The 24,850-nt window shown below is 70.2% G+C and carries 21 protein-coding genes and 1 pseudogene; 12 read left to right on the forward strand and 10 right to left on the reverse strand.

The window, feature by feature from the left end:
- Positions 1 to 34 precede the first annotated feature (34 nt).
- Together ACFY10_RS13245 and ACFY10_RS13250 are read left to right on the forward strand one after the other, a co-directional pair.
- Entirely contained in the window at positions 35 to 2,215 is a 2,181-nt protein-coding gene (locus tag ACFY10_RS13245) for an RICIN domain-containing protein (protein WP_390665189.1), read from the forward strand.
- A gap of 86 nt (positions 2,216 to 2,301) precedes the next feature.
- Complete coding sequence (locus ACFY10_RS13250) at positions 2,302 to 3,006, forward strand: NPP1 family protein (protein WP_390665556.1); 705 nt, start codon at positions 2,302 to 2,304, stop codon at positions 3,004 to 3,006.
- Positions 3,007 to 3,579: 573 nt separating this feature from the next.
- Here ACFY10_RS13250 and ACFY10_RS13255 read toward each other — a convergent pair.
- Positions 3,580 to 3,948: an amphi-Trp domain-containing protein gene (locus ACFY10_RS13255; protein ID WP_390665190.1), complete on the reverse strand. Its 369-nt coding sequence runs from the start codon at positions 3,946 to 3,948 to the stop codon at positions 3,580 to 3,582.
- Positions 3,949 to 4,258: 310 nt separating this feature from the next.
- Here ACFY10_RS13255 and ACFY10_RS13260 point away from each other — a divergent pair, with 310 nt between their 5' ends.
- Entirely contained in the window at positions 4,259 to 4,585 is a 327-nt protein-coding gene (locus ACFY10_RS13260; RefSeq protein ID WP_390665191.1) for a carboxymuconolactone decarboxylase family protein, read from the forward strand.
- A 432-nt stretch (positions 4,586 to 5,017) separates the two neighbouring features.
- Here the strand turns inward: ACFY10_RS13260 and ACFY10_RS13265 are convergent.
- Together ACFY10_RS13265 and ACFY10_RS13270 are read right to left on the reverse strand one after the other, a co-directional pair.
- Positions 5,018 to 5,185 (reverse strand): annotated as a pseudogene (locus ACFY10_RS13265) (type 1 glutamine amidotransferase domain-containing protein); the annotation flags it as partial.
- Between the two features lie 98 nt (positions 5,186 to 5,283).
- The gene (locus ACFY10_RS13270) at positions 5,284 to 5,955 is read right to left on the reverse strand and encodes a type 1 glutamine amidotransferase domain-containing protein (protein ID WP_390665192.1); all 672 of its coding nucleotides are present in this window, start codon (positions 5,953 to 5,955) and stop codon (positions 5,284 to 5,286) included.
- Positions 5,956 to 6,215: 260 nt separating this feature from the next.
- Here ACFY10_RS13270 and ACFY10_RS13275 point away from each other — a divergent pair, with 260 nt between their 5' ends.
- Complete coding sequence (locus tag ACFY10_RS13275; RefSeq protein ID WP_390665193.1) at positions 6,216 to 7,133, forward strand: LysR family transcriptional regulator; 918 nt, start codon at positions 6,216 to 6,218, stop codon at positions 7,131 to 7,133.
- Between the two features lie 43 nt (positions 7,134 to 7,176).
- On the opposite strand, the gene ACFY10_RS13280 is transcribed toward ACFY10_RS13275, so the two are convergent.
- Positions 7,177 to 8,664 carry a long-chain fatty acid--CoA ligase gene (locus ACFY10_RS13280; protein ID WP_390665194.1) on the reverse strand — a complete coding sequence of 496 codons (1,488 nt, stop codon included), beginning with the start codon at positions 8,662 to 8,664 and terminating at the stop codon, positions 7,177 to 7,179.
- 164 nt (positions 8,665 to 8,828) lie between these two features.
- On the opposite strand from ACFY10_RS13280, the gene ACFY10_RS13285 reads away from it, so the two are divergent.
- Positions 8,829 to 9,977: a PucR family transcriptional regulator gene (locus tag ACFY10_RS13285; protein WP_390665557.1), complete on the forward strand. Its 1,149-nt coding sequence runs from the start codon at positions 8,829 to 8,831 to the stop codon at positions 9,975 to 9,977.
- A 168-nt stretch (positions 9,978 to 10,145) separates the two neighbouring features.
- On the opposite strand, the gene ACFY10_RS13290 is transcribed toward ACFY10_RS13285, so the two are convergent.
- On the reverse strand, positions 10,146 to 10,403 hold the full coding sequence (locus tag ACFY10_RS13290) for an SHOCT domain-containing protein (RefSeq protein ID WP_390665195.1): 258 nt from the start codon (positions 10,401 to 10,403) through the stop codon (positions 10,146 to 10,148).
- Between the two features lie 376 nt (positions 10,404 to 10,779).
- Here ACFY10_RS13290 and ACFY10_RS13295 point away from each other — a divergent pair, with 376 nt between their 5' ends.
- On the forward strand, positions 10,780 to 11,148 hold the full coding sequence (locus ACFY10_RS13295) for a hypothetical protein (protein ID WP_390665196.1): 369 nt from the start codon (positions 10,780 to 10,782) through the stop codon (positions 11,146 to 11,148).
- Between the two features lie 16 nt (positions 11,149 to 11,164).
- Here ACFY10_RS13295 and ACFY10_RS13300 read toward each other — a convergent pair whose 3' ends face one another.
- A complete protein-coding gene (locus tag ACFY10_RS13300; RefSeq protein ID WP_390665558.1) occupies positions 11,165 to 11,587 on the reverse strand; it encodes a DUF6325 family protein in 423 nt (140 codons plus the stop codon).
- A 157-nt stretch (positions 11,588 to 11,744) separates the two neighbouring features.
- Here ACFY10_RS13300 and ACFY10_RS13305 point away from each other — a divergent pair, with 157 nt between their 5' ends.
- The gene (locus ACFY10_RS13305; protein ID WP_390665197.1) at positions 11,745 to 13,082 is read left to right on the forward strand and encodes a hypothetical protein; all 1,338 of its coding nucleotides are present in this window, start codon (positions 11,745 to 11,747) and stop codon (positions 13,080 to 13,082) included.
- Positions 13,083 to 13,176: 94 nt separating this feature from the next.
- Positions 13,177 to 13,572 (forward strand): hypothetical protein, encoded by a 396-nt coding sequence (locus ACFY10_RS13310; RefSeq protein ID WP_390665198.1) that lies wholly within the window; start codon positions 13,177 to 13,179, stop codon positions 13,570 to 13,572.
- Positions 13,573 to 13,590: 18 nt separating this feature from the next.
- Here ACFY10_RS13310 and ACFY10_RS13315 read toward each other — a convergent pair whose 3' ends face one another.
- Positions 13,591 to 14,235 carry a GAP family protein gene (locus ACFY10_RS13315; RefSeq protein ID WP_390665199.1) on the reverse strand — a complete coding sequence of 215 codons (645 nt, stop codon included), beginning with the start codon at positions 14,233 to 14,235 and terminating at the stop codon, positions 13,591 to 13,593.
- A 194-nt stretch (positions 14,236 to 14,429) separates the two neighbouring features.
- Between ACFY10_RS13315 and ACFY10_RS13320 the strand changes: the two genes are divergently transcribed.
- Together ACFY10_RS13320 and ACFY10_RS13325 are read left to right on the forward strand one after the other, a co-directional pair.
- A complete protein-coding gene (locus tag ACFY10_RS13320; protein WP_390665200.1) occupies positions 14,430 to 15,359 on the forward strand; it encodes a YhjD/YihY/BrkB family envelope integrity protein in 930 nt (309 codons plus the stop codon).
- Between the two features lie 427 nt (positions 15,360 to 15,786).
- Entirely contained in the window at positions 15,787 to 17,205 is a 1,419-nt protein-coding gene (locus ACFY10_RS13325) for a DUF2252 domain-containing protein (RefSeq protein WP_390665201.1), read from the forward strand.
- 296 nt (positions 17,206 to 17,501) lie between these two features.
- Here the strand turns inward: ACFY10_RS13325 and ACFY10_RS13330 are convergent, their stop codons facing one another.
- Positions 17,502 to 18,812 carry a chloride channel protein gene (locus tag ACFY10_RS13330; protein ID WP_390665559.1) on the reverse strand — a complete coding sequence of 437 codons (1,311 nt, stop codon included), beginning with the start codon at positions 18,810 to 18,812 and terminating at the stop codon, positions 17,502 to 17,504.
- Positions 18,813 to 19,135: 323 nt separating this feature from the next.
- On the opposite strand from ACFY10_RS13330, the gene ACFY10_RS13335 reads away from it, so the two are divergent.
- Positions 19,136 to 20,527 (forward strand): glutamate decarboxylase, encoded by a 1,392-nt coding sequence (locus ACFY10_RS13335; RefSeq protein ID WP_390665202.1) that lies wholly within the window; start codon positions 19,136 to 19,138, stop codon positions 20,525 to 20,527.
- 279 nt (positions 20,528 to 20,806) lie between these two features.
- Positions 20,807 to 21,646, forward strand: a complete 840-nt coding sequence (locus tag ACFY10_RS13340) for a hypothetical protein (protein ID WP_390665203.1) — start codon at positions 20,807 to 20,809, stop codon at positions 21,644 to 21,646.
- Positions 21,647 to 21,772: 126 nt separating this feature from the next.
- On the opposite strand, the gene ACFY10_RS13345 is transcribed toward ACFY10_RS13340, so the two are convergent.
- Both ACFY10_RS13345 and ACFY10_RS13350 read right to left on the reverse strand, forming a co-directional pair.
- On the reverse strand, positions 21,773 to 23,173 hold the full coding sequence (locus tag ACFY10_RS13345; protein WP_390665560.1) for a RodZ domain-containing protein: 1,401 nt from the start codon (positions 23,171 to 23,173) through the stop codon (positions 21,773 to 21,775).
- Between the two features lie 133 nt (positions 23,174 to 23,306).
- Positions 23,307 to 24,686: a DEAD/DEAH box helicase gene (locus ACFY10_RS13350; RefSeq protein ID WP_390665561.1), complete on the reverse strand. Its 1,380-nt coding sequence runs from the start codon at positions 24,684 to 24,686 to the stop codon at positions 23,307 to 23,309.
- Positions 24,687 to 24,850 lie beyond the last annotated feature (164 nt).

Consider the following 24,850-nt stretch of genomic DNA (forward strand, 5'->3'; position numbering starts at 1 on the left):
TCTCTCCCCCTCCCGCTTCCGGCTAGGAGTACCCATGCCTTCCCTACCGCGCCGCGGCAGATCCGCCGCGGCCGCCCTGGTGGCCGTAACGGCCGCGTCCCTGCTCACCGGCAGCCCCGCGCGGGCCGCAACCTCCGCCCTGCCCACGGGCTTTGCGACCGTCATGAACGCCGCGAGCGGCAGATGCCTCGACGCCAAGGCGGCCGCCACCGCCAACGGCACCGTCGTGCAGCAGTACAGCTGCAACGGCACCACGGCCCAGCAGTGGAGCTTCACCGCCACCAGTGACGGATACGTCCGGATCAACAACGGCAACGACACCGACCAGGTCGCGGACGTCGCCGACGTCTCCACCGCCGACAACGCGCAGGTCCACCTGTGGAGTTACGGCGGCGGCGCCAACCAGCAGTGGCTGCCGGTGGACGACGGCGGCGGCGCCTACCACTTCGTCAACCGCAACAGCGGCAAGTGCCTGGACGACCCCGGCGCCTCGACCGCCGACAGTGTGCAGTTCGTGCAGTACACCTGCAACGGCACCGCGGCCCAGCGCTTCCAGGTGGTGCCGGTGAACCAGTCGGCCACCGACCCCGACCTCGGCCCGAACGTCGTCGTCTTCGACCCGTCGATGTCCTCGTCGACGATCCAGAGCCGGCTCAACTCCATCTTCCAGCAGCAGGAGACCAACCAGTTCGGCTCGCAGCGCTACGCCGTGCTGTTCAAGCCCGGCGCCTACAGCGCGGACGTCAACGTCGGCTTCTACACCCAGGTGTTGGGCCTCGGTCTGTCGCCCGACGCGGTGACGATCAACGGCGCGGTGCACGCCGAGGCGGACTGGTTCCAGGGCAACGCCACGCAGAACTTCTGGCGCGGCGCGGAGAACCTCTCGGTCAACCCGACCGGGGGCAGCGACCGTTGGGCGGTCTCGCAGGCAGCGGCGTACCGCCGGATGCACCTGCGCGGCAACCTCGCGCTGGACGACGGCGGTTGGTCCAGCGGCGGTCTCATCGCCGACAGCAAGGTCGACGGCCAGGTCAACTCGGGTACGCAGCAACAGTGGTTGACCCGCAACTCGCAGCTCGGCAGTTGGACCGGCTCCAACTGGAACATGGTCTTCACCGGCAGCACGGGCGTCCCCGCCACCAGCTTCCCCAACCCGCCGTACACCACGGTCGCCCAGAGCCCGGTCTCCCGCGAGAAGCCGTTCCTGTACGTCGACGGCAACGGCGCCTACCAGGTGTTCGTGCCGTCGGTGCGGTCCAACTCGTCAGGGACCAGCTGGGCCAACGGGGCCTCCGGCAGCTCGCTCTCGCTGGACTCCTTCTACGTCGTCAAGCCGGGCGCAACCACCGCACAGATCAACTCCGCGCTCGCCGCGGGCAAGAACCTCCTGGTCACCCCGGGGGTCTACCACCTCGACCAGACGCTGAACGTGACCCGTGCGGACACGGTCGTCCTCGGCCTGGGCCTGGCCACCTTCGTCCCCGACAACGGCGTCACCGCGATGAAGGTCGCCGACGTCGACGGCGTGAAGATCGCGGGCCTGCTGTTCGACGCCGGCACCACCAACTCGCCCTCCCTGCTGGAGGTCGGGCCGACCGGCTCCTCCGCCTCCCACACCGCCGACCCGACCTCCCTGCACGACGTGTACTTCCGCATCGGCGGCGCGGGCGTCGGCAAAGCGACCACCAGCCTCGTCGTCAACAGCGACAACGTCATCGGCGACCACATGTGGATCTGGCGCGCCGACCACGGCAGCGGAGTCGGCTGGACGAGCAACACCGCGGACACCGGAATGATCGTCAACGGCGACGACGTCACCATGTACGGCCTGTTCGTGGAGCACTTCCAGAAGTACCAGACCGTCTGGAACGGCAACGGCGGCCGCACCTACTTCTTCCAGAACGAGATGCCGTACGACCCACCGAACCAGTCCGCCTGGATGAACGGTTCCACCCAGGGCTACGCCGCCTACAAGGTCGCCGACTCGGTCACCAGTCACCAGGCCTACGGGCTCGGCAGCTACTGCTACTTCAACGTCAACCCGAGTGTCGTCGCCGCGCACGCCATCGAGGCGCCGAACACCTCGGGCGTCCGCTTCACCAGCATGGTGACCGTCTCCCTCGGCGGCACGGGCACCATCAGCCACGTCATCAACAACACCGGCGGCCCGTCCAACTCCGGCACCAATGTCGCCAACCTGACCAGCTACCCGTAGGAGTTGACGTGCGCAACCCACTGCTTGCGGCAAGAAGGCCCCGCAGGACGGCGCTCGCCGCCGCCATCGGAGCGCTGGCTCTCGTCATGGCACTCCCGGCCCAGGCGAGCGCCAACGTCCTGACGCTGCTCCCCCAGAACGCCGACGGCCTGGAACAGATCTTCTCCCCCGCCTACGACTACGACGGCGACGGCTGCTACGCCACCGCGGCCATAGGCGCCGACGGCACCATCAACCCGGGCCTGGCGCTCGGCGGCGACGTGAACGGCCACTGCCACGACTACGCCCAACTGGCCAACGCCAACACGTACTCGCGCGAGAAGTGCAACAACGGCTGGTGCGCCGTGATGTACGCCAGCTACTTCGAGAAGGACCAGGCGACGCTCGGTCCGGCGGCCATCGGGCACCGGCACGACTGGGAGCACGTCGTGGTGTGGATCAGCGACAACCAGGTCCAGTACGTGTCCGTGTCGCAGCACAGCAGCTACCAGGTGGCGGCCGCCTCGGCCGTCCGCTTCGACGGCACCCACCCCAAGATCGTTTACCACAAGGACGGCGTCTCGACCCACGACTTCCGCTTCGCCAACACCAACGACGAGCCTCCGGAGAACGCCACCGGCGGCTGGTTCTACCCGCGCCTGGTCGGCTGGAACGGCTATCCGGCCGGCTATCGCGACAAGCTCCTGAGCGCCGACTTCGGCGCGGCCACCATCAAGATCAAGGACGGAGACTTCGAGTACGCCCTCGCCCACTCCATGCCGTCGGGCATCCCGTTCGACCCGAACGCCTGACGACGTCTCCCTGATCGGGCCCGGCACCCCTTTCACCGCATAGCGGTGTGCCGGGCCTGCATCTGCTCGTGGGTGGCGTGCCGTTCGGCGGCGAGGGCCGTGACGATGTCGGCGAGGGCCGCGAGCGTGCTGGTCGGGTGGGCGGTCACGGCGATTGGCGTGCGCTACGGGCGTGCGGTGAACTTCCCGTCCGGGCGTTTGTGCTGCCGGCCGCGGTCGGCGAGCTTGGTCGTCTTCGCTCGCAGCGGCTCCAGCTTCCCGCGCACCACCACCTCAAGTCCAAGCTCCCGGCCACCGCCCTGACCTGCACCGGGCCGTCCAAGTCCCGCAGCCCTCCCCCGCGATCCATCCCGGCCTGGTCGACACCGTCCTCGTCGCCGGCTGCGTGGTCAAACGGGACGGTGTACTGGTGGACGTCGACCTGCCGACGCTGAGGACTCGACTGCTCGCATCACGCAATCGGTCCCGTAGGCCATCTCCAGGGACGCACCAGCCGGATCAAGGCCCCCCTCGTCATATGAGAGCCGACAAGCCCCGTGAAGCCTCCGCTGCCGTCCAAGCCCACCGCATGCCTCAGGGGGCTTTCGTGGCGGACCTCTTCGCGGTCCTGCTCCTGCTGGCGCCCGTGCTCTTCCGACCGGTCTTGGCGGGCACGCTCTTCCGCCTCGCCGGCTCCTCTGTGCTCGCGACCGCCCGCGACGTCGCTGTCCCGGTCGATCCGGTCGGCCACTTGAACTCGATCTCCAGCTCGATCTCCCCGTTACTGACCTCGACCTCCACCTCGCTACGAAGGTCGTCGGGGATCCGCAGGCTCAGCGTCCCGGGACCGACTTCCCATTCGGCATCCCCGCCTTCCCTCAGCGCATCTGCCAGTGCCGTGAGCCGGTCAGCCGCCTCAATGCGAGACAGCGTGCTCTTCTGCTCAAACTTGAGGTCCTTCATGGGAATCTCCGATCCGGAACAAACAGGCCATAATGCCAATTCTGAGGCCATTCATGGGATCGGACATCCTCATGGCCAAACGCAGAGCCGGAACCCGCGCCGCCGGCGCTGAATCCGACGGAACTCCGCCAGGCCGGACCCTCACCTAACTTTCCGCCCGCCACCATGGCGGCGGGCGGACCATGAGCGTCCCCATGCGCAAGGCTCGGATGGGTTCTACGGTTGAGGTGAAGCCCCAACAATCGCGGAACTCGGTTCCTTCCCTCCCACACCCCCTCGGGCCCCAAAACTCACCAGGAGGGCATGCGACATGTCCACTGCGTCGGAAACCCCTGTCCTGGACACCCTCGCCGCCATGACGGTCGACTCGATCGAGCGATGCGGGCTGGCTCCAGACATGTTCATGCTCACGCGTATCGCGGCGCTCGCCGCCTCGGACGCCCCGCCCATCTCCTACGTGGCTCACATCGACCCCGCCCTGCAAGCCGGCCTGACCCCCGACCAGCTACAGGACGTCCTGGTCGCCATCGCGCCCATCGTGGGCACCGCCCGCGTCATGACGGCAGCAGGCAACATCGCCACGGCAATGGGCATCGCCATCGCCGTCGCCGACGCCCAGATCGAGGCTGAGGGCTGAGAGCAGCCGCCCCCCCCCGGCATCGATGATCCGCGGGTACGCGAGGCGTCGCCCGTGTTCATCGTCGGCTACAACGAGGCCGAGGCCAGCCACGTCGCCGACATCAACCTGTCGGACTTCGACAACCAGCTCATCTCCCAGGTGACCGCGGCCAATCCGCGCACCATCGTCGTGTGGCCCAGCTCAACCTGTGCAGTCCACCGACGTCACTTTCACACCTCCAGCCAGGCAAAAACCCTCACGATGCTGCGCCGCGCGCCCGCCTCGATGCGCTCGCTCGCGACCGCCCTCGCCTGCGACGCGTCGGGCCGCTTCCGCCGCGCACCACAACCCTGCCGTCTGCTTCGGCTTCGGCTTCGGCTTCGGGGACTGGCTGCGATGCCGCCGGGCCGTGGCCACTGGGGTAGAAGACGGCGTCGTAGTCGGCGAGGGCGGCACGACGCCGCCCGGCGTGGCGACGACGATCTCGTGGCAGGCGGCCGCGAACGCCTGGTACGGGGTGACGGCCTCCTCGGCCCAGAAGCCGGTCGGGTCCTTGGTGCCGTCCGCCAGCGTCCAGTGGTCGTCGGCGCCGGTCATCACGAAAAGGATCTTTGGCATGGTGCGGCGTCCTGGAGCCGGGTTGTTCGGGCGGCCCACCACAGATGCGGGCGCCCCCTGTCTCCGTCGTGGTTACTCGGTCCCGTTACTCAGTCCGGTTACTCGGTCTCGGCCAAGGCCGCGAGGATCAAGTCGCTGACGGCCTTCGTAGACACCGGGTTCTGGCCCGTGATCAGGCGGCCGTCGCGCACGGCGTGCGGGGTCATCGGGACAGTGGAGCGCACATACTTGGCTCCCTTCGCGCGCAGTTCGTCCTCCAGCAGGAACGGCACCCTGCCCTTTACACCGGCCAGTTTTTCCTCGACCGTCGCGAAGCCTGTGACGGTGCGGTCCCGTACGAGCGGATTCCCGTCGGTGTCACGGAGGTTGATGAGGGCGCAGGCGCCATGGCAGACCGAGGAGACGATGCCGCCCCCGGCGTAGATGGCCTCGGCTGTTCCCCGCAGGCCGGCGCTGTCGGGAAAGTCCCACATGGTGCCGTGTCCGCCCGTGAAGAAGATCGTGGAGTAGTCGTCCGGATCTGCGTCGGCAACGGATGTGGTCGACTTCAGGGAGGTCATGAAGGCCGCGTCGGCTCGGTAATTGCGAACCGTCCGGTCGGTGAACAGGCGGCCGAGGCTTCGAGGGTCGAGTGGCACCTCGCCGCCGGCCGGGCTGACCACATCCACGGTGTGGCCGGCCTTGATCGCCTTGTCGTAGAAATGGACGAGTTCACCCAGCCAGAGGCCGGTCGGATGCTTGCTCGCCCCGTAGGTGGCCTGATTTGTCACCACCGCCAGAATCTTTTTCCGTCTCACTTTTCACACGTCTCCTGTGTCGGCCGGCTGTGGCTGTGCATTCGGGACCGGGTAAGGAGGAACGTCACCGACGCTGGTGGTCCAGAGAACCCAGTGGTCTCAGGTCTCGAAACTAAAGCTGCTGAAGTATCCGCGCCAATGAACAGACCGATGCCAGGTATCGGTGACCCGATGACTCGTCCCCGAGAACGGGCGGCATGTGGCTGCCGTGCGTATCTCGTAGGCTCGAGGCCGTGAGCGATCACGACACTCAGGGGTCCGGCCCGCTGGACCTGAACCTCCTGCGCACCTTCCTCGCGGTGCACCGCCTGGGCTCCTTCACCGCCGCCGCACGTCAGCTGAGCCTGTCGCAGTCCACCGTCACCACGCAGATCCGGGCACTGGAGAACCGCCTGGGCCGCAAGCTGTTCGAACGCCGGGCGCAAGGCGTCACCCCGCTGTCCCACGCGGACGAACTCGCCACCCGGCTGTCGGCCCCCCTCGACCAGTTGGCCGTCATCACCGGCGAGGAGCCGAGCAGTACCGTGGCACCGGTGCATCTGGCGGGACCCGCGGAGTTCATGAGCGTGGCCGGCCTGAAGGTGCTGGCCCCGCTGATCGCGCAAGGCGTCCGGCTGCGGGTGGCCATCGGACTGACCGAACCGCTGCTGGAAGAACTGCGGGCCGGACGCCACGACCTCCTCGTCGCCACCCGGCGGCCCCGCGGCCGGACGCTGCACGTCGAACTCCTCACCGACGAGGAATTCGTGCTGGTCGCCGCTCCCGCATGGGCCGAACGGCTCAAGGGGCAGGAGCTGCCCACCGCCCTGGAGAGCTTCCCCCTGATCGCCTATGCAGAGGACCTGCCCATCGCCCGCCGCTACTGGCGCCACGTCTTCGACCGCCGCCTGCACGCCCAGGCCGCAATCACCGTCCCCGACCTGCGCAGCGTCCTCACCGCCGTCACCGCCGGCGCCGGCTGGAGCGTCCTGCCCAGCTACCTGTGCCGAAGCGAACTCGCCTCCGGCGCTCTGCGGTTGCTGCACCAGCCGGAGGACCCGCCGATCAACACCGCCTACCTAGTGCAACGCCCGGGCAGCTCCACCAACCCGCACGTGACACTCGTCCGGGAGCACCTCCTGGCCGCGGCGAAAACCTGGGAGCCGACCTAGCAACGCCGGGGCCAACGCGACGTATCGCTCAACCGCATCGGCCTCACCCCACCGGCGCGCTGATCTCCCTCTTGAGAATCTTGCCGCTGGGGCCGGTCGGCAGCGTGTCCACGAGCCACACTTCGCGCGGGTATTTGTACGCCGCCACCCGCTCCTTGACGAACTGCCGGAGCTCGTCGGGCGTGGCCTGCGCCTTCGGGCGCAGTACCACCGCGGCAGCGATCTCCTCGCCCAGGTGTGCGTCGGCCACGCCCACCACCGCGGCCAGCGCAACGGCCGGGTGCTCGTGGAGCACCTCCTCGATCTCGCGCGGGTAGACGTTGTAACCGCCGCGGATGATCATGTCCTTCTTGCGGTCGACGATGTACAGGTAGCCGTCCTCGTCCTGACGCGCGAGGTCGCCGCTGCGCAGCCAGCCGTCCGGGATGGTGGCCGCCGTCTCGTCCGGGCGGTTCCAGTACCCCTTCATCACGTTCGGCCCGCGGACGGCCAGTTCACCGATCTCGCCGGGAGCCACGTCCTTGCCCTTGTCGTCGAGGAGCCGCACCTCCACGTCCTTGATCGGGGTGCCGATGGACCCGGCCTTGCGCGGCCGGTCGGGGTGGTTGAAGGTGACCACCGGACTCGTCTCCGACATGCCGAAGCCCTCCAGCACCATGCAGCCGAAGCGACGCTCGAAGCCGTGCAGGATCTCCACCGGCAGCGAGGCTCCGCCGGAGACGCACATCCGCAGCGTGGACACGTCGGCCTCCGACGGGTGCTGGAGCAGTGCCGCGTACATGGTCGGCACGCCCTCGAAGACCGTCGCCCGGTCGCGGGCGATGGCGTCCAGCACGGTCTGCGCGTCGAAGCGGGGGATCAGGACGAGCGAGGCACCGGCGCGGAGGGTCACGCTCATCGTGCAGATCTGGCCGAAGATGTGGAACAGCGGCAGACAGCCCACGACCACGTCGTCCGCCGTCATCCGCTGCACGTGGACCGCGTTGACCTCGGTGTTGTGCCGCAGCCCGGTGTGGGTGAGCGTGGCGCCCTTGGGGCGGCCGGTGGTGCCGGAGGTGTACAGCAGCACGGCCACGTCCTCGCCGCCCGGCTCGCTGACCTCCGGCAGCGGCTCGTGCCCGGCCAGCAGGCCCGCGAAGGCGGCGGGCTCGACGGCCATGTGCCGCACTCCGGCAGCGGCCGCACCCTGCGCACCCTCGCCCGGCGCCTGGTGCCACTCGAAGAGCATCTGCGCGCCCGAGTCGCGCAGGTGGTACTCGGTCTCCCGGGTCTTCAACAGCGGGTTCATCGGTACGACGACTGCTCCGGCGCGCAGCACGCCGTAGTACAGGACGACGAACTCGGGAACGTTGGGCAGCATCAGAGCGACCCGGTCTCCCGGCCGTACACCCTCGGCCCGCAGCAGCGCGGCGGCGCGGGCGCTGCGCTCGTCGAGCTCCGCGTAGCTGGTGACCTGGCCCCCCAGCCGCAGCGCGGGGCGTTCCGGCTGCCGCCGTGCCGTCTCCACCAGGAACTCCGCCAGATTGGCCATGACCGCCTCCACGAATGTCGCCGTCGAAATCCGCTGTTCACGCTCACGACATCGTGCAGATGTCCGAGGCGACGGCCTATATGGGCCATGACAGCGTCTGGCCTCCCGGATTGTTCCCAAGGACAAAACAGGGGCGTTACGCTGCGGGAATGGATCTCTCAGGGGTGGTCTCGGCGCTTCATGCGAGGCTGCCGGAACTGGGCGAGCGGATGGCGCAGCGTATCCGCTCGGACGTCGATGCCTACAAGGACGAGTCGCTGATCCCCTTCGACTCGCTGCGCCGCTCGTGCACCGCCAATGCGGACCTGCTCCTGGAGCAGCTCGGCCGCGCGGGCGCGCAGGATCCGAGCCCGGCCCGGGAGACCGGCCGCCTCCGCGCCGAGCAGGGCGTGCCGCTGGCGGACACCCTGCACGCGTACCGGATCGGCTTCGAGCTCCTGTGGACGGACATCCTCGCCGAGGCACGCACCCATCCCGAGGTCACCGACGCCCAACTGGTGTCCCTGTCCGCGGAGGTCTGGGCCCTGTTCGGCCGCTACGCGGAGGCGGTCGCGGCGGCCTACCGGGAGACGACCGCCGAGCTGACCTCGCGGCGTCAGGCGCGCCGCTCGGCCCTGGTGGAGGCGCTGTTCACCGGCGTCATCGCCGACCGCACGCTGTGGGAGGCCGCCCGCGAGCTGGGTCTGCCCGACCGCGGGCCCTACGTGGTCGCCGTGGCGGCGGCCGACGCGCCCGGCGAGGAGCCGCTGGCGGGGACGGAAGCGGCGCTGCGTCAGGCCCAGGTCCACTTCGCCTGGCGGCTGCTGCCCGACCAGCAGATCGGTCTGGCTGCGCTGCCCACGGCGACCGCGGAGAGCACCTGCCTGCGCATCCTGCGGCGCGCGGGCGCCCGCGTAGGTGTCAGCCCGTGCTTCCACTCGCTGCGGGACACCCCCCAGGCTCTGCGCTTCGCCCGGCTGGCTCTGGCCGGCCTCAAGGGCACCGGCCCCGGCGTCGCGCGGTTCGACGACAACCCGTTGGCCATGGTCGTCGCCGCCGCCCCGGCCGAGGCGGCGCACCTCGTGGAGGTCGTCCTGCGGCCCCTGCTCGATCTCCCGGCCGCGGAGCGCTCCCGTCTCCTGGAGACCCTGGAGCACTGGTACGCCGCCGCAGGCTCCGCCACGGACGCGGCGCGCAGCCTCTTCGTCCACCCCAACACCGTCCGCTACCGGCTGCGCCGCATCGAGGAGTTGGCGGGCCGCTCCCTGTCCGATCCGCGCGCGGCGGCGGACATCGGCGCGGCACTGCTGGCGGTCCGCCGGGCGGGTGCGTGACTCAGCGGCGCCCGTCGGTGACTCCCCCGCCCGGCTCCTGCCGGCCGAGCTCGTCAACGCTCCGGTCGGCGTCCCGCTCCGCGCACGTGCAGGACGACCCGACACAACGCCCCTGATTCCAATCACGGCAGGCGGCGCCGTCTGCTGCTGCGGTCCAACGGGATCGGTTCAGCCGAGGAGTCTGCGCTTCTGCTCTTCGAACTCGGCCTCGGTGAGCACGCCTTGTGCCTTGAGTTCGCCGAGCTGCTTGAGCTGGTCCAGCGTGCTGCCCATGTCGTCGGCCGGTGCCGCGGCCTGCTGCGGCTGCGGCTGCGGTTCCTGGGCGGCCCAGCGGCCCTGCTGACGGCGCGACACGCGGTTGGACACCGCAGTCGCCGTTCCCGCGACGACCGCCGTGCGGGCGACTCCGCGAAGAAGACCTGGCATGGCGATTCCTTTCTCACCTGGAATCGACGAACGCCCCACCGAGTCGGCGCACCCCCTTGTCGGCGCACCGCGCACTTCCATTGCACCACCGCTCGGATCGCCCTGCATTTCGGCATTTTTACCCGTTCCGGGCCATCGCTCCGATCGTCGTGGACGGCTTCGTCATCCGGGCCCTGTGCGCCCGGACGGGCACCGACGCCGCAGCCCGGTGAACCCGACCGGCAGCAGCACGATCAGCGCCGAGATCCGCAGCCGGCTTGCGGAATTCATCCAACTGGTCGCGCATCAGATGACGCGGACCGGTGGTCACGGCAGCGTGGGCCGGAGAGGCCGCAGGCTTCCCGCTGACTTCCCGCACAGACGAGGACTCGTCGCCATGATCTGTCGTCGCCGCGTCGGCCGCCGGGCCGGAGCCATCGTTCTCATGCTCGCCGCAGCGGGATGCTCGGACTCCGCCATGGGCCAGATCGTCTACACGACACCGGCCAAGCGGGAGGTGGTGATCCAGAGCACGCCGGTCACGGGCTGCCATCGCCTGCCGGGCGGCGCCTACCGCGTGGTCAACTACACGCAGTACGACATCCGGCTCTACACCAACGCCCGCTGTGTGCTGACATCGGCCGGTCAGGACCAGAGCGGCCGGGTCGGCGGACAGAGCTTCTACCTCGCGACACAGACGTCCGTCGCCTTCACACCCGGCCAGTCCCCGTGGCTGAGCTACTACGTCGTTCCCGGTACCAGCTGAGTCCGCGGCCGGCGCCTCAGGAGGCGGCCTCGGCCGCCTCGAGCGAGGCGAGGACTGCCTGTACGGGGAGCCGTCCGGAGGCGACCAGCTGGGCTCCGCCGTGCCGCAGGGCGGCGGCGAAGGGCGCGGCCCACACGTTCTCGTAGATCAGCAGGCCGGCGGAGTTGCCGGGCTCCACAGCCTCGGCGGCCTCCTCCAGGTCGTCCTGGCCCAACAGGCCGGAGTGGACGCCCTCGAAGACGGCTAGGTCGAGTTTGCCGTCACCGGTGAGATCGGCGATCTCCAGGGCGGTCACCGAACCGTCCTCTTCCTTCCTGATGAACATCAGGTCGAGGATCCGGATGAGGCCGCGGTCCACCAGATCGACCAGCAGCGGAAAGCCCTCGCCCGTCATGCGGTTGCCGGGGAACTCCACCACCACGTAGTCGATGGGTCCCATCTCTTCGAGTTGCTCGCTCACAGCGTCACCTCTGGTGCTCGTGGATCCCCTGATGCCATTGCATCACCGGGCATCGGCCGTCGCACCCGGTACGAACCGTCACCCCACCGGCCCATCCCGGTCGCTGGGCGGCGCCCGCCGGGATCTCATCGAAGGCATGACAGGCAGCGACACACCCCAACCCGAGCCGGAGCGCCCTCCTGTGACTCCTGCCGCCGAAAAGGGGCTCTCGTCACAGAAGGCCGAAGAACTTGACGAGTTGCGCCGCCGGGTGAGCGAACTGGAGAGCGCCCGGCACGAGCCGAAGCACCGGCTCCGGGCGCTCGGCTCGGTGCTGCTGATCATCCTGGCGTCCCTGCTGGCGCTGCTCGCCGTGGTCGCGGTCTGGGCGAACAGCATCATCCGCAACACCGACCGTTACGTCGCAACCGTGGCACCGCTGGCGTCCAACCCCGACGTCCAGCAGGCAGTCACCACCCGGGTCACCAACGCCGTACTCAAGCAGATCGACGTGGATGCGCTGGTCGCGCAGCTGAGTGACGCGGCGTCGCAGAAGGGTGTTCCGCCCAAGGCCGCCAGCCTCATCGGGAACCTGAGCGGTCCCATCGACAGCGGTCTGAAGGAGCTGGTGCACAGCACCGTGTTGCGGGTGGTCTCCAGCAGCGCCTTCGAGACGGCCTGGACCAACGCCAACCGCCGGGCCCACACCGCCGTGGACAAGGCGCTGACCGGGTCGGCCGACGCGGCGGTCTCACTGAAGAACAACCAGGTCGCCATCGATGTCGGACCCATCGTGGCCCAGGTGAAGGATCGACTGGTCAGTTCGGGATTCGCGGTGGCCGCGAAGATCCCGGACGTCCACACGGACTTCGTCGTGGTCCAGGGGAAGGACGTCGGCAAGATCAAGTCGTATCTGAGGGTGCTGCAGATCATCGGCAACTGGCTGCCCGTCATCGCGGTGCTGATCGCCGCCGCGGGCGTGTTCCTGGCGTCCCATCGCCGGCGGGCGCTGATCGGGGCCGCGATCGGAGTGTTCCTCGCCATGGTGCTACTGGGTGTGTGCCTCACCGTCTTCCGTGCGGTGTATCTGGACCATCTGCCGCAGGGGACGAACGCGGACGCCGCGGGCGCCGTCTACGACTCACTGGTGAGGTTCCTGCGCTCCAGCGTGCGGGCCGTGGGGGCGCTGGCCCTGGTCACGGCCCTCGGGGCCTTCTTCATCGGCCCGTCCCGAGTCGCCGTGCTCACCCGCCACTTCTGCACCAGGGGCATCGGCGCCGGGCGGGACGTGGCCGTCTCGGCGGGGCTGCGCCTGGGAGCAGTGGGCCGGTTCGTGCACCGCTTCAAGGCGTGGATCGGGGCTGCGATCCTGGTGGTGGCCGCGATCGTCCTGTTCACCTGGAACTACCCGACCATGATGGTCGTGATCTGGACGGCGGTGATCGTGCTGGTGGCCTTCGCGATCCGCGAGTTCCTGGACACCGCGCCCGCGTGAGACCCGTCGCCGCGGCGGTGTCCGGTGAACCGCGCGTTCGTCCCGGCGCTTGCCCACGCGGCGCCGGATCGCCCGCCGGCACTTGAGCATGGCGGTGCCGACCACGATCAGGTTGCCGAGGTTCAACAGCAGTGCTTCGGCGAGCCTCACGCCTCGTCCCAGCCGACGGAAGCGCACGAGACACGCCAGGAACAAGGTCCCGACGATTCCGGCCGGCGCGGCGACCAGCCACCGTGAAGAGGAACGTGGCGGCGTCGGCGAGCAGGAACCGACGAGCAGGGCGGCGCTCCCCCGCCGGATCCTGTGCCCCGAGTACCGGTCGACGCCGAGCGTGACGCTGGTGATCGCCCCGCAGTCCGGTCCGACGACCATGGCCGCGACGACGAGGATCCGGGAGTTCGCGATGATGCCCGTGTTCCTGTGTGTGATCGCGCCTCCACGGCTGCCTTCCGCGACCGGCTCCCAGGTCGATCCGCTCACCGTGCTGTGAGACCCCGGCCTCCCGCGCTCAGGACGTCAGCTGGTAGATGCTCCGCCCCACCAGATACAGCCCCACCGCCAGTGACAGCCCGATGAGCCCCTGGTCCTGATGCTCCTGCAGCCCGGTACGCAGCTTTCCGAGCCGCACGCGGGCGGAGTCGGGGGCGAACGTCGCGTAGATCTCCATCGCCAGCAGGCTGCTGGTGGCGAGGAGGCAGTAGCCAAACAGTGCCAGGTAGGAGGAGGCATGGGACAGGTCGGCATGCACCACCGTCGCCGCGCCCGCCGCCACCAGCCCCCACGGCTGCAGCAGCGGCGCCAGCCCAGCCGCGGCCCACGGAGAGATCTGGTCGAGCCGCGTCATCATCCCGCCGGAGGGCCCCCGCCGGGGGCCGGACCGGTGGCGGTGCCCGGCGTAACAGACCAGGCCCACCCCGATGGCGAGCTTGACGGCGGTCGAGGCCGTGGAGGGCGGGGACTTGGGAGCCGGCGGCTTGCCGCCGGTGGTGAGCAGCACCGCGGCGAGGACAGCCACGAAGCAGGCGAGCCAGGCGATGATGAAGGCCAGGCCCTTCCAGATCCCGCGGCGCGCCGACAGCACCAGGACGAACGCGGTCACCGACAGCGGAAAGACAGCGATCGCCAGACCGATGAGGATCAGGTCAAGCACCATCGCTGCCCCCTCGGGGGCCGCGCGGGCCCCACCGGCCGGCCGGTCTCGCTCATGGCCTCATCGTCACCGCCGCTCCGGATGCCCACAAATCCTCGGCACCCCGGGGCGTCGGCCCAGGCCCTTTCCCACCCGTTCGGCCCTCACCAGTGCTCACGCCACGGGCCGCGAGGCGGTTGCGACGGCACTCTGACACCATGCAGCCAGGCACCGGCCCCGGACCGGACCGCCCGACCTCGCGCCCCCTCCGGGAGCGGGGCGCCTCGGTTCGCGCCCGACTGCTCGGGCTGCGCAGCCGGGCCGAGACGCGGTTCCCGGTGATCACGCATCTCCTGTCGCACCTGATCTCGGTGAACGTGCTGGACTCCGCGACGCGGCTGGCCGCACAGACGTTCCTCACTGTGGTACCGCTGCTCTTCGTGGTGGCCTCCGTCGCCCCGCAGGCGCTGCGCGACCAGTTCGTCAACTCCGTGCACGACGTCTTCGGACTGACCGGAAGCGCGGACGACCAGTTGCGGAAGGTCTACCAGGGGGACATCTCCGAACTGCGCCAGACCACCGGCATCCTCAGCGGGCTGATGGTGCTGCTCTCGGCCACCGCGTGCAGCCGTGCCATGCAACGGCTCTGCGAGCGCGCCTGGAGTCTTCCGAAAGCCGGTGCGAGGGTGGCCGCGTGGCGCTGGATCGCCTGGCTCGCAGCGTGGCTGGGCATGATCGCGGTGCAGGGAGCCCTGCGGAACGGCTTCGGCCACGGACTGTGGCTGGGCGTGCCGCTGCTGCTGGTCGCCGAGGTCGGCATCTGGTGGTGGACCCAGCACCTGCTGCTGACCGGGCGGGTGCCGTGGCTGCCGCTGCTGCCGGGTGCTCTCCTGACGGGAACGGCCCTGAGCGTCCTCACCTCGGCCGCGCAGCTGTATGTGCCCAGGGCTCTCAACCACAGCCTCGACAGGTACGGATCGCTGGGTGCGGTCTTCACCCTGCTGTCGTGGCTGATCGCGCTGTGCGCGGTCGTGACCCTCTGCATCACCGCAGGTGTGGTGATCGCACGTGAACCTGCGGTGGCGCGGCGCCTGGGTACACCCGAGTCGCCCGGCGTGACCTCCGGAGATACGTTGGAAAACGGATAGCAGTCGACCGATTCACCGGCAGGACCGGGGCGTGCCCCGAGAACGGCGGCCGGTATGAACGACCCGCGACACCATGACGTCACCGGCACCGGCACCGGCGCGGGCACCGGCGCGGGCGCGGGCGCGGGGACTCTCGCCCGTCGACTGACGCCCGGCGGGAAAGGGGCCCCCTTCTCGAGCGGGGTGACCATCTCTCCCGTGAACGGGCCGACTGGGATTCCACGGCGGTCTTCATCAAGGGAAAAACCGGGCTCGCTGCGACCAGGGCCGACGGCTTCCTCCGACTCAGGGGCACGGAGTCCGACGCCCAGGGCCTGGCCAACAGCTCGGGCGTGGCCGGCCATTACTACATGCGGCACAACAACCTGGCACTGACGGCCATCGCCAACGCAATGCGTGTCGGCGACCACATCGTGGAGCGTCTGCAATGAACGAGAACAACCCCACCGGCCACGACATGCGGCACCGCACCCCGAAGGAGCGGGCCGCGCTCGGCAAGGCCGCCCGGACCACGGCACCTCGGTCCGCGCACGCCGAGTTCACACCGCCCCCGAAGCGCACCGACCCGGTGGATGTCATCGAGACGCAGTCGGCGAAGCGGGTCCCGGAACTCGTACCGATCCGCTACGGCAGGATGAGCGAATCACCGTTCCGCTTCTACCGTGGAGCCGCCGCCATCATGGCCGCGGACCTTGCCGACACCCCACGCAGCGGCATCAGGGCGCAGTTGTGCGGCGACGCGCACATGCTGAACTTCCGACTGCTGGCCTCCCCGGAACGCCGCCTGATGTTCGACATCAACGACTTCGACGAGACGCTGCCCGGCCCGTGGGAGTGGGACGTCAAGCGCCTGTCCGCCAGCCTGGTCATCGCGGGCCGGGCGAACGGCTTCAGCGCCAAGGAACGGGCATCGGTGGTGCGCTCGGCCGTGCGGTCCTACCGCGAGCAGATGCGCACCTTCGCTGGGCTGGGCAACCTCGACGTCTGGTACACCCGCTTCGAGGCGGACGAACTGCAGCAGCAGTTCGCGTTGGAGCTCGGTGCCAAGAACAGCTACCTCTGGGAGCGGGCCCGGGAGCGGGCCCGCGCGCATGACACGGTGCAGGTCTTCGACAAACTCACCCACATCGTCGACGGAGAGCGCCTGATCGCTCCCGACCCGCCGCTCCTGGTACGGCTGGCGGACCTGCTTCCGGAAGCCGAACGCAGCACGCTGGAGAAGGAGATCACACGGCTGATCGAGCACTACGGCCAGACTCTGCAGTCCGACCGCCGGTTCCTCCTGGAGAGCTACCGCGTCGCCGACATGGCGCGCAAGGTCGTCGGGGTGGGCAGTGTGGGAACCCGCTGCTGGATCGTGCTGCTGCTCGGCAGGGACGACGAGGACCCGCTGTTCCTGCAGGCCAAAGAGGCCGACGAGTCGGTGCTGGCGCCCTACGCCGGCGCCGGCGCCTTCCGCACCCAGGGCGAGCGCGTCGTCGCCGGCCAGCGGCTGATGCAGGCCACCAGCGACATCTTCCTCGGCTGGGAACGCACCCAGGGCATCGACGGCAGGCGCCGGGACTTCTACGTACGCCAGCTGCGCGACTGGAAGGGCGTCGCCGTGGCCGAGAACATGTCGCCGAAGGGGATGGGCCTGTTCGGCCAGCTGTGCGGCGCCACGCTCGCCCGCGCCCACGCCAGGTCCGGCGACCGGATCGCGATCGCCGCGTATCTGGGCAGCGGCGACACTTTCGACCGCGCGCTGGCGACGTTCGCCGAGCTGTACGCGGACCAGAACGAAAAGGACCACCAGGCCCTGGTGGATGCCATTCGGGCAGGGCGGGTCCCCGCCGAAGCGGCGTGAAGCGACACCACCCCGGAGCGCCACCCGCCCATCGCCGACCACGGACTGATGGGGGACCCGCAGACCGCTGCCCGGCCGGCTCCGAGCAGGTGATCGACTGGTTCGCGGCACCGCGCTTCGACTCTCCCGGCACCTTCGCGTCGCTGCTGGACCACGACGGCGCGGCGGACACTTCCCGTTCGCGCCCCCCCTCCTCCCATGTGACGCGCCGACAGCTCGAGCATCAGGCCCGCTGCACCTTCGAGCAGATGGATGCGCGCTGCTCCCCGCCGGGCGGCCTTCACCCAGCCGTCGTCTCATGATGGCCGCGACGCCCCCGAACGACGCGCTCGACCGGCAGGCGGCTCACTGAACGCGGGGATCCGCGGGCCCTGCGGCAGCAGCTCGACCACGACGAAGGACACCACGGCGGCCAGCACCACCAGCGCCACCGTGTCCACGTTGCCCAGCAGGAGCACGACAAGGACCACACTGCTCACCGGCACCCGCAGGGCCGCGGTCAGCGACGCCGCCATCCCGACCGCCATCGCCGGCACCAGCCCCAGACCGGGCAGCGGAGCCAGCAGGACACCGGCCGCCCCGCCCAGGAACAGGGAGGGGAAGACGGGGCCACCGCGCAGGCTGCCCAGACAGAACGTGTACGCGAGGGCCTTGAACACCAGCACCGCGACGAGGGCGCCCACCGACCAGGCGTGCGGGTCCTGCGCCAGGCCGGCCAGGGCGTCCTCCCCGGACAGGGCGGCCTCGGCCGGCGAACGGCCGGTGGCGATCGCGAAGAGGGTGATGGATCCCGCCGCCCCCAGCGCGCACAGGGTGGTGTTCCGTACAGTCCGGGTCGTCACGAAGCCGGCCACGAACCTGCCGCCCACGAAGACCCAGTGGATGAGGAAGGCGAGGGCCGGCGCGATCAGCAGGGCCCACAGGACGTCCGCCCAGTCGAGCGGCGGCGGCTTGGGCAGCCCGATGTCCAGGCTCCCGGTCTCCAGGCCGGTCCAGTGCACGAACCCGGTGAAGATCAGGTCCCCGACTCCGCTTGCCAGCAGGGCCGGCAGCATGACCGCGAAAAGCTGCGGCCCGCCCATCCCGGCCACCTCCATCAGGAGTACGGCCCCCACCACCGGGTTCCCGAAGAGCGCCGAGATGGCCGCCGCGGCCCCGGCCGCGCCGAGCAACGCCGTGCTCGCCTTGGTCTGGGGCGCGCGGACCAGGCTGGCGAAGAGCAGGGCCAGACCGCCGCCCAGGGCGATCAGCGGCGCCTCGGGACCCAGTACGACCCCGAGCGGCAGACCGACCAGCGCGGCGATCAGGACACCGGGGAGTGCTTCTTTGGTGACCCCGCCGGAATGCAGACCGCCCGCCGGGATGTGCCCGCCCCGCCCGGGAAGCCGGGCGACCACCAGACCTACGACCACCCCGGCCACGGCCATCAGGGGCAGCGCCCACCACCAGGGAGCCTGCTTCCAGCCCAGGTCCCTGGGCCAGTCCGTCCAGATCAGCTGCTCCAGCTCGTGGAGCGCCACGAGGAACCAGAATGCGAGCAGCGCCACCGGAACACCGATCAGCCCGCAGAACACCAGCGCCTTGCGGTATTCGGGCCGGCGCAGCATGTTCCGCAGCTGGTCGGCCTCTTGGGGCTGATTCCCCGGCGCGGACACGGCCGCTGACGATTTCGTCCCGGCGATGGGGTCCTCCCGAGGTCAGGACACAACAGGTGATTCAACCCATAACGCCACGATGCTATCCAGTCGGTCATCCATTGCCCGTCGCCACGCTGCCGAGCCAGTGGGGAAAATCCCCCCTCCTCGCGAGGGACGAGGAACAGGGCCGAGGCTCGCCGAGTCATGCCCGAGATGGCCTACGTCCTCATGCCGGACCCGGGGCCGATCCGTAGCGTCGGATTCAGATCTGAGACTGCTACGTGAGGTGACTTGTGGCTCTGCACAACGCTCAGGAGCCGGCGGCCGACCCTGCCGTCGACATCTTCGCCTCGCCACTGAGCGAGCGACCCCTGCCCAAGCGGTCGATGCCGGAGTTCCCCGCGCCACCGCCCGTGGTCTTCCAGCTGCTGCGCAACGAGCTGCTCCTGGACGGCAACGCCGCACAGAACCTGGCCACCTTCTGCACCACCTGGACGGACGACGAGATCCGCCGCCTGATGGACCTCTGCCTGGACAAGAACATCGTCGACAAGGACGAGTACCCGCAGACCGCAGAGATCGAGTCGCGTTGCGTCAACATCCTCGCCGACCTCTGGCACGCGCCGGCCGGCACGGGCGGCGACGCCAACGCGGTGGGCTGCTCGACCACCGGTTCCAGCGAGGCCGCCATGCTCTGCGGCCTCGCCCTGAAGTGGCGCTGGCGCGACCGGCGGCGCGCCGCCGGCCTGTCCACCGACCGCCCGAACCTCGTGTGCGGGCCGGTGCAGGTGTGCTGGGAGAAGCTCGCCCGGTACTTCGACGTGGAGCTGCGCCAGGTCCCGGTGGAACCCGGCGCGACCGGTCTGCAGCCGCACCAACTGCGCGAGTACGTCGACGAGAACACCATCGGCGTCGTCGCGATCCTCGGCGTCACCTACACCTGCACCTACGAACCGGTCGCGGAGATCGCGGCCGAGCTCGACCGCCTGCAGGCGGAGACGGGCCTCGACGTCCCGCTGCACGTCGACGCGGCCTCCGGCGGCTTCATCGCGCCCTTCCTCCACCCCGATCTGACCTGGGACTTCCGGCTGCCGCGCGTCGCCTCCATCAATGCCTCCGGCCACAAGTACGGCATGGCGCCGCTCGGCGTGGGCTGGGCGCTGTGGCGCGACAAGTCCGCCCTGCCGGAGGACCTGGTCTTCCACGTCGACTACCTGGGCGGCGACATGCCGACCCTGGCGCTGAACTTCTCCCGCCCCGGCGGACAGGTCGTCAGCCAGTACTTCATGTTCCTGCGCCTCGGCCGCGAGGGGTATCGGCGGGTCTACCAGTCCTGCGCCGACACCGCGCAGCATCTGGCCCGCCAGATCACCGAGATGGGTCCCTTCACACTCCTCTACGACGGCGCGGGCGCGCTGCCGGCCGTCTCGTACACGCTGACCGACCCGGCGTCGTCGAGCTGGAGCCTCTACGACCTCTCCGACCAGCTGCGACTGCGCGGCTGGCAGGTGCCCTCCTATCCGCTGCCGCCGAACCGCCAGGAGACGGTCGTCCAGCGCGTCCTGGTCCGGCACGGCGTCGACCGTGACCAAATCGAACTCCTCGCCGACGACATGCGCAGAGCGATCAAGCACCTCGATGAAGGCGGTCCGCACGACGCGGAGCGCGCCGGCTTCCACCACTGACGGCCAGGACGGGGGGAGTCGGCCGACGGCCGGTCGAGGCTTCAGGCTGTCCAGAGCCCGGCTTGCCAATGGCCCGCAGAGAAGCGGCGTGGTGACCGCGCGTTCGGCACGCGGGCCCGGGCCATGTCCTCCGGACGACCATCCCGCCAGGCGGGGCCTGGACCAGGTCCGCCAGCGCCCACCGTCGCTCGGGCCGGCGGCGGCAGGCTGCCCCCGGGCACGGGACCGGGTCGGCGTTTCGCCCGGGAGACGGCCTGCTCAGCGGTCTAGTCTCGGGCCGTGGAGCAGCCCGAGCAGCGCGCCGAGGGCGCGGGACCGTTCACCACCCGAGTCACCTGGCGCCTGCCCGGCGGCGGCGAGGCGGTCTGGGAGTCACGGCTCGCACGGCGCCGCGGACTGCTCGCCCTCCACACACCCGGCGAGGAGGGCCGTCGGCACACCCGTGCCGACGAGATCTCGGTCCGCCGCATGCGCAGGCTCAACGCCATCGCCGCGACCGCCTTCGTCATCGGCGGGGCCCTGTTCGCGGCCGGCGCCGCCGTGTCCCAGTTCGGCTCCGGCGACGCCACCGACAGCGCCTCGATCTACTTCGCCGGCGGGCTGTTCTTCAACACCGGCGGGTACGCCTCGCTGCTGCAGGTGATCAACGCGCCCCGTCACGTGATCGGCGGCAGGGCGCTGGTCACCCACCGCTGGCACTGGTGGAGCTACGAGCCCACGCGGGTGGACTGGCTGAGCGCTTTCCTGCTGTTCACCGGCACCCTGGTCTTCGGTGTCAACCTGCTGAATTCCTTCCTCCAAGGGCTGAACGTCCACCAGGTCAACCGTCTGATCTGGGTGCCCGACGTGGTGGGCTGCGTGCTGTTCCTGGCCTCCGGGCATCTCGCCCTGGTCGAGGTCTGCCACGGCCGGCCCCGGCTGCTCCTGCGCAGCCTCGGATGGTGGGTCGTGGCGGTGAACCAGCTCGGGTCCGTCGCGTTCATGGTCTCGGCACTCGCCGCGTACACCCGCCCGGCCACCGGCAGCCCGGTCAATATCGACATCGCCAACTGGGGCACCCTCATCGGCGCCCTGTGCTTCTCCGTCGGCGGCATCCTCCAGATGCGCGAGCACCCGTAGAGCGCCGCTGGTACGTGCCACGGCACGCGGGGCGACGGCGCTCCGCCGACAGGGAGTGGGAGATCGGCTCGATGGCGGGTCCGCACGGCATGTGGTTGTTGTTGCCGGAAGGGCCCTCGGGCCTCACTAGTCGCTTCTGCCGTAGGTGAGGCGTTCGACCTGGCCGGGCTGGAACTCGTCGGGGACCTCTTTGCCGTTGACGACAAGCTGGAGAACGGAGGCATCGCCAAGGACCAGGGTGATCTGGGTCTTGTCCGTGAAGTTCTTGCTCTCGCCGTTGCCCAGCAGACCGTCGAACAGAATTCGGCCGTTGTGGTCCTTCGCCGAGATCCAGCTCCGCCCGCTCTTGGCGGTCACCAGAACGGTGACGCGGTCCTTGGGGGCTGCGCTCACCCGGGAGGAGGCGGGCGTGGACGGTGGAGCGGAAGCCTGTGACGTGGCCCGCCGGGAATCCGAAGCGGTGACGGAGGGGCCGCCGCCCTTGTTGTCGTCCCCCTGCCGTGTGAGGGCGAGGAGGCCGCCCACGAGCGCGCTCGTCACGGCCGCGGCCACGATCAGCAGGGTGACCACGCGGGGCATGCGCGAGGCTTCGGCCGGGGCGGGCCGGAGAGGTTCGTCGACGCGGCCGGGATCGGCGGGAGGCTCGACCGGGACCGGCGGTGCGACGCGCGGCCGGTCGGGGGTGGCGAGCGCGAGGGTGTTCGGGTCCGGTACGAGCTCCGGGCTCGGGTCCGGGTCCGGTCCGAGCGAGCCCAGGAGCGCCTCGGGCGTGGGACGGCCGGCCGGATCCTTGGAGAGGCAGGCGGCGACCAGCGACCGCAACTCCCCCGGCAGCGCGGAGAGATCAGCGGGCTCGTGCACCGACCGGTACATCAGCCCCATGGGCGTGCCGGTACCGAACGCGCTGCCTCCGGCGGCCGCGACGAGTACGGCCCCGAGCGCGAACACATCGGCGGCACCGCCGACTTCGTCGCCCTGCGCCTGCTCGGGCGCGAGGTATCCGGGAGTGCCGAAGGCCGCCCCGGTGGCGGTCAGCCGGGTGGACTCCACGGCCCGCGCGATACCGAAGTCGAGGACGCGTGGGCCGTCGTCGGCCATGATGATGTTGCCCGGCTTCAGATCCCGGTGTACGAGCCCGCAGGCGTGGACGGCTTGGAGCGCCTCGGCCAGCGCTGCCCCGAGAGACCTCAACTGCTCTTCGCCCATGGGCCCTTGACGCTTGATCAGCTCGGCGAGCGTGGGCCCGGGGATGTATGCGGTGGCCAGCCAGGGCGCCTCCGCGTCGGGGTCGGCGTCCACGACCGGAGCCGTGTGGAAGCCGCCGACTCTGCGGGCGGCCTCGACCTCTGCGCGGAACCGTGCACGGAAGTGCGGGTCGGCCGCCAGCTCGGGGCGGGCCACCTTGACCGCGACGGCCCGACCGCCCCGTGACCGGGCGAGGTAGACCGTCCCCATGCCGCCCGCGCCCAGCTCTCGCTCGACGGTGTAGACACCGATCCGCCGTGGCAGGTCCGCGCCGTTCTCCATCGCCTGCACGCCTCCCCCTGCGCACGGTCACCCGTACGCGACGCCGTCCGCTGCACCCCGGCCGATCTCCGGTCCCGCGTATCCGTCCAGCAGCGTAGACGAAGGCACCGCCCGGAGGTCCGGGAAGCCCGGCTCAGCCGCCGCGCCGCACCCGGGCCGCCTTGCGGGCCTCCGCGAGCTTGCGGGCCTCGCTGCTCTTGCGCGACGGCCTGCCGCCGGAACCGGTCTTCGCGTCCTTGGTGCTGCCCAGGCCGCGGAACGGGGCGTTGTGGTTCTTGGGGCGCGGTATGGCCGGCCCGCCGTCGAGAGGCGTTCCGGAGGGGGCCTTGGCGCCGGTGATCCGGCTCAGCTCCGCCTCGCCGGACCGCACTTTGGTGACCTTGGGGGCGACGTCCGCGTCCGCCATGACCTGGCTCGTCTCGCGGCGCTGTCCGGACAGGACGAGTGTCACGACGGTGCCGGAGCGGCCGGCCCGGGCCGTGCGGCCCGCCCGGTGCAGATAGTCCTTGGGGTCGGTGGCCGGGTCGACGTTGACCACGAGGTCGAGGTCGTCGACGTGCAGGCCGCGTGCGGCGACGTTCGTCGCTATCAGCGCGGTGACCTGCCCGTTCTTGAACTGGGCCAGGGTCCGGGTGCGCTGCGGCTGGGACTTCCCGCTGTGCAGGGCGGCGGCGGCCACACCGCTGGCCCGCAGATGCCGCGTGAGCTGGTCGACACCGTGCTTGGTGTCCAGGAACAGCAGGACGCGGCCGTCCCGGGCGGCGATCTCCGTGGTCACGGCGTACCGGTCCGGGCCGTGCACGACGAAGACGTGGTGCTCGATCGCGGAGACCGAGCTGGACGAGGGGTCCACGGAGTGGACGGCGGGGTCACGCAGGTAGCGCTGCACCAGCTGGTCGACGTCGCGGTCGAGGGTGGCGGAGAACAACATCCGCTGCCCGTCGGGGCGCACCTGGTCCAGCGCTTCTGTGACCTGCGGCAGGAACCCCATGTCACACATCTGGTCGGCCTCGTCCAGGACCGTGATGCGCACCTGTCCCAGCCGGCAGCCCTTGCGGCCGATGAGGTCGTGCAGCCGGCCGGGCGTGGCGACGACGATCTCGGCGCCGTCCCGCAGCACGGCGGCCTGCCGTCCGATGGACACCCCGCCCACCACGGTCGCGAGCCGCAGCCGCAGCGCCTCGGCGTACGGGGTGAGCGCCTCACCGACCTGCTGCGCCAGCTCCCTGGTGGGCACCAGAACGAGCGCCAGCGGCTCCTTCGGCTGCGCGCGCCGCCCGGCCGTCCGGGCGAGCACCCCGAGCCCGAAGGCGAGCGTCTTGCCGGATCCGGTGCGGCCCCGGCCCAGGACGTCCCGTCCCGCGAGCGCGTTCGGCAGCGCCGCCGCCTGGATGGGGAAGGGCACGGTCACGCCGTGCTCGTCGAGCACCCGCAGAACCTCGGCCGGCAGCCCCAGCTCCGCGAAGGACGCCGCCGGCGGCAGAGCCGCAGTGGCGCCCGACGCCTCGGACACATCGTCCTGCTGCCGGGCATCGGCACGTGCTGATTCGCTCACAGAAAGCCTTCCTCCGAAGGGGGACCGTACCGAGGAAGGCGCGGCGGGGACGCGGCCACCTGCCAGGGACCACGAACCGGACACCGACACAGCGACACTGCAAACGCGCAACGTTAGCACGG

Source organism: Streptomyces sp. NPDC001401 (assembly GCF_042895385.1).
Lineage (GTDB): Bacteria > Actinomycetota > Actinomycetes > Streptomycetales > Streptomycetaceae > Streptomyces.

What these genes read in the sequence shown, in the direction of transcription:
- ACFY10_RS13245 (WP_390665189.1), top strand. Translation starts at nt 35, where the DNA reads ATGCCTTCCCTACCGCGCCGCGGCAGATCCGCCGCGGCCGCCCTGGTG.
- ACFY10_RS13250 (WP_390665556.1), top strand. Translation starts at nt 2,302, where the DNA reads ATGGCACTCCCGGCCCAGGCGAGCGCCAACGTCCTGACGCTGCTCCCC.
- ACFY10_RS13255 (WP_390665190.1), bottom strand. Translation starts at nt 3,948, where the DNA reads ATGAAGGACCTCAAGTTTGAGCAGAAGAGCACGCTGTCTCGCATTGAG.
- ACFY10_RS13260 (WP_390665191.1), top strand. Translation starts at nt 4,259, where the DNA reads ATGTCCACTGCGTCGGAAACCCCTGTCCTGGACACCCTCGCCGCCATG.
- ACFY10_RS13280 (WP_390665194.1), bottom strand. Translation starts at nt 8,664, where the DNA reads ATGGCCAATCTGGCGGAGTTCCTGGTGGAGACGGCACGGCGGCAGCCG.
- ACFY10_RS13290 (WP_390665195.1), bottom strand. Translation starts at nt 10,403, where the DNA reads ATGCCAGGTCTTCTTCGCGGAGTCGCCCGCACGGCGGTCGTCGCGGGA.
- ACFY10_RS13295 (WP_390665196.1), top strand. Translation starts at nt 10,780, where the DNA reads ATGATCTGTCGTCGCCGCGTCGGCCGCCGGGCCGGAGCCATCGTTCTC.
- ACFY10_RS13300 (WP_390665558.1), bottom strand. Translation starts at nt 11,587, where the DNA reads ATGGGACCCATCGACTACGTGGTGGTGGAGTTCCCCGGCAACCGCATG.
- ACFY10_RS13305 (WP_390665197.1), top strand. Translation starts at nt 11,745, where the DNA reads ATGACAGGCAGCGACACACCCCAACCCGAGCCGGAGCGCCCTCCTGTG.
- ACFY10_RS13315 (WP_390665199.1), bottom strand. Translation starts at nt 14,235, where the DNA reads ATGGTGCTTGACCTGATCCTCATCGGTCTGGCGATCGCTGTCTTTCCG.
- ACFY10_RS13320 (WP_390665200.1), top strand. Translation starts at nt 14,430, where the DNA reads ATGCAGCCAGGCACCGGCCCCGGACCGGACCGCCCGACCTCGCGCCCC.
- ACFY10_RS13325 (WP_390665201.1), top strand. Translation starts at nt 15,787, where the DNA reads ATGAACGAGAACAACCCCACCGGCCACGACATGCGGCACCGCACCCCG.
- ACFY10_RS13330 (WP_390665559.1), bottom strand. Translation starts at nt 18,812, where the DNA reads ATGCTGCGCCGGCCCGAATACCGCAAGGCGCTGGTGTTCTGCGGGCTG.
- ACFY10_RS13345 (WP_390665560.1), bottom strand. Translation starts at nt 23,173, where the DNA reads ATGGAGAACGGCGCGGACCTGCCACGGCGGATCGGTGTCTACACCGTC.